3 protein-coding genes are annotated in these 3,081 nt (G+C 62.8%); 1 reads left to right on the top strand and 2 read right to left on the bottom strand.

The genetic code is table 11. The annotated features are described in order from the left end of the window. Positions 1–7 precede the first annotated feature (7 nt). On the top strand, positions 8–991 hold the full coding sequence (gene dgcA, locus EN925_RS29850) for an N-acetyl-D-Glu racemase DgcA (RefSeq protein ID WP_027161492.1): 984 nt from the start codon (positions 8–10) through the stop codon (positions 989–991). Here the strand turns inward: dgcA and EN925_RS29845 are convergent. Together EN925_RS29845 and EN925_RS29840 are read right to left on the bottom strand one after the other, a co-directional pair. Further along, on the bottom strand, positions 962–2,176 hold the full coding sequence (locus tag EN925_RS29845; protein ID WP_027161491.1) for an MFS transporter: 1,215 nt from the start codon (positions 2,174–2,176) through the stop codon (positions 962–964). The genes dgcA and EN925_RS29845 overlap by 30 nt on opposite strands. Before the next feature lie 124 nt (positions 2,177–2,300). Next, on the bottom strand, positions 2,301–3,081 hold a 781-nt coding region (locus tag EN925_RS29840), incomplete at its 5' end, for a UDP-2,3-diacylglucosamine diphosphatase (RefSeq protein ID WP_164894475.1).

The raw sequence follows: 3,081 nt of genomic DNA, 5'->3' as shown, positions 1-3,081 counted from the left end.
GAAAAATATGGCGCGTGTCATTTCGGTCGAGGCCGAGCGTTTTCCCATCGCCGGAACCTTCACCATTTCGCGCGGTTCCAAGACCGAAGCCGAAGTGATCTCCTGCACGATCAGCGACGGCGGCCATTTCGGCCGCGGCGAATGCGTCCCCTACAAGCGCTATGGCGAGACGATTGAGGGCGTGCGCGAGGCGATCGACGCCATGCGCGGCCGGATCGCCGATGGCATCAGCCGCAGCGCCTTGCTCGATGCCATGCCGGCCGGAGCCGCCCGCAACGCCATAGACTGCGCCCTATGGGATCTGGAGGCGAAGCTCAGCGGAACATCGGTGGCGGTTGCGATAGGCGCTGTTCCCTTGCAGGCGCTCGAAACCGCCTACACGCTGTCGCTGGGCGAGCCGGAGGCGATGGCGGCGCAGGCCCGCGCCAATGCCGCGAGGCCGCTGCTCAAGGTCAAGATCGGCGGCGACAACGACATTGCCCGCATCCGCGCGGTCAGGCAGGCAGCGCCAGACAGCCGCATCATCCTCGACGCCAATGAGGGCTGGAGCGACGACAACATCGTTGCGAACCTCGCCTTTGCCGCCGAACAAAGCATCGCGCTGATCGAACAGCCGCTGCCGGCCGGTCATGACGAGATCCTGCGCCATATCGCGCATCCGGTGCCGATCTGCGCCGATGAAAGCGTGCACGAGGCTAAGAATCTCGAAGCGCTTGTCGGTCTCTACGATGCCGTCAACATCAAGCTCGACAAGTCGGGCGGGCTGACTGCGGCACTGGTGCTGCGCGATCGCGCCCGCGAACTCGGTTTCGGCGTGATGGTCGGCTGCATGGTCGGCACCTCATTGGCGATGGCGCCAGCGGTGCTGCTTGCCCAGCATGCCGATTTCGTCGACCTCGACGGTCCGCTGCTGCTTGCCCGCGACCGGGTACCGGGCCTTGTCTACCAGGGATCGCTGGTGTCACCGCCCGATACGGCGCTCTGGGGCTGAGCGCGCAGCAAGGCCGATCAGCGCCAGTCCGATCAACGCAATCGGGATCATGGCAAAGAAGCCGTCGACACCGAGACGGTCGTAGAGCGGGCCGGACGCCAGCGTCACCACCGCCATGAAGAAGCCGTTGGAGAAATAGGCGATGCCTTGCGCGGCACCTGTCCGCTCCTCGGAGATCGTTTCGCCGATCATCTTCTGCAGCCCGATCAGCCCCAGCGCCACCGAGACCGAGTGCAGCGACTGGACAGCGAAGAAGCCGGGAATGCCGAGGCCGAGCGGCCAGACCAGCGGAAAGGCGATCCAGCGCACGATGGAGCCGATTCCGGCCATCACCATGACCGACACGACGGAGAACCGGTCGAAAAAGCGGGTGAACATCATGAACATGCAGACTTCCGACACCACGCCCCAAGCCCATAAGAGACCGACTACCGAATCACCGAGGCCGATCGACTTCCAGTAGATGGAGACGAAACCGTAGAGGAATGCGTGGCTGGCGGTGATGACGCCGACGCCCATGGAGAAATACAGGAAATACGGGTTGAGAAGCTTCGGCGCTGAATGCTGGATGTCGGTGGCCGACAGCGGCGAGGCGCGCCGCGGACGGCCAAGGCGCGGCGCCAGCAGGCCAGCGGCAAGGGCGGCGGCAAACGCCACCAGAATGATAACCGGAACGGCTTGTGAACCGGTTACCGACAGAATGAAGCCGCCGGCGATATTGGCGAACAAATAGGAAATCGAGCCCCATTTACGCATGCTTGTGTAGTTCGAACCGAAGCGGCGGACACCAGAAAGAGCCAGCGAATCGGCGATCGGCGAATGCGGCGTCCAGACGATGGTCAGCGCCAGCGAGACCGCCAGCACCATCGCATAGGTGGGTGTCAGGAAATAACCTGCCGACAAAAGCAGCGACGCAGCCATCAGCGCGACATAGACGTCGGCGCGGTCCCTGGCACGGTCGGCCAGCGCGGTCAGCAGCGGCGTCGTCACCACGCGCAGGAACATCGGCGCCGCCAGAATGACCGCGATCTGCTCGGCATGAAAACCCTTGGCCTGCAACCACAGCGGAAAATACGGCAAGTGCGTTCCGAGCGGCACGAAAAGCGTCGCGAAGATGAGGCTCATGCGCAGTTCGAAATGGCGCGGCTTGACGAGTTGTTCGGGCGAGAGCTGCGGCAGGGACATGAATCGATCCAATCGCGCTGTATTCGACCGGAGGGCAACGCGTATCGATCCCTTAACATGGACGAAAACCGGACGAAACCGGTTGGACTAATTGATTGATTCCGAAGCCCGAAAGGACTTCGGACTAGGCCGCCTGCCCTACCCGGTCCTCGATGAGCAGCGGGATAAAGGGCTCGTCCGGCGCCTCGGGCAGCACCTGCGCCCAGGTCAGGATTTCCATGCGGCCGTCAAAATGCTCGACCACAGCCGTACAACTTTCCACCCAGTCGCCGGTGTTGATGTACTGGACATCGCCAAAATTTTCGATGACGGCATGATGGATGTGGCCGCAGATGACGCCATCGACATGCGAACGGCGCGCCTCGTCGGCAAGCATGGTCTGGAACGAGCCGATGAAGTTCACCGCCTTCTTGACGTTGTGCTTGGCCCAGGACGAAAACGACCAATAAGGCAGGCCGAGCAGTTGGCGCAGCCGCGTCACCACGCGGTTGACCAGCATGGCCGCGTCATAGGCGTGGTCACCGAGATAGGCGAGCCAGCGCGCATTGTGGACCACGGTGTCGAACTGGTCGCCATGGATGACGAGCAGCCGCTTGCCGTCGGCGGTCTCGTGGATGGCGCGATCGGCAACGACGATGCCGCCGAAATGCACGCCCTGGAACTGGCGGGCGAACTCGTCATGGTTGCCGGCGATGTAGGTGATGGTGGCGCCCTTGCGCGCCTTGCGCAGCAGTTTCTGCACGACGTCGTTGTGGCTTTGCGGCCAATGCCAGCTCCGCCGCAGCCGCCAGCCATCAACGATGTCACCCGCCAGATAGATGATATCGGCATCGTGATATCGAAGGAAATCGATCAGGAACTCGGCCTTGGCCGCCTTCGAGCCCAGATGGACGTCGGAAATGAAC

The sequence above is a fragment of the Mesorhizobium sp. M7A.F.Ca.US.006.04.2.1 genome, from assembly GCF_004022915.1.
Taxonomy (GTDB): domain Bacteria; phylum Pseudomonadota; class Alphaproteobacteria; order Rhizobiales; family Rhizobiaceae; genus Mesorhizobium; species Mesorhizobium ciceri.
The sequence above is the reverse complement of the archived record's forward strand: the minus strand, read 5'-3'. Positions and strand labels throughout refer to the sequence as shown.

What these genes read in the sequence shown, in the direction of transcription:
- dgcA (WP_027161492.1), top strand. Translation starts at nt 8, where the DNA reads ATGGCGCGTGTCATTTCGGTCGAGGCCGAGCGTTTTCCCATCGCCGGA.
- EN925_RS29845 (WP_027161491.1), bottom strand. Translation starts at nt 2,176, where the DNA reads ATGTCCCTGCCGCAGCTCTCGCCCGAACAACTCGTCAAGCCGCGCCAT.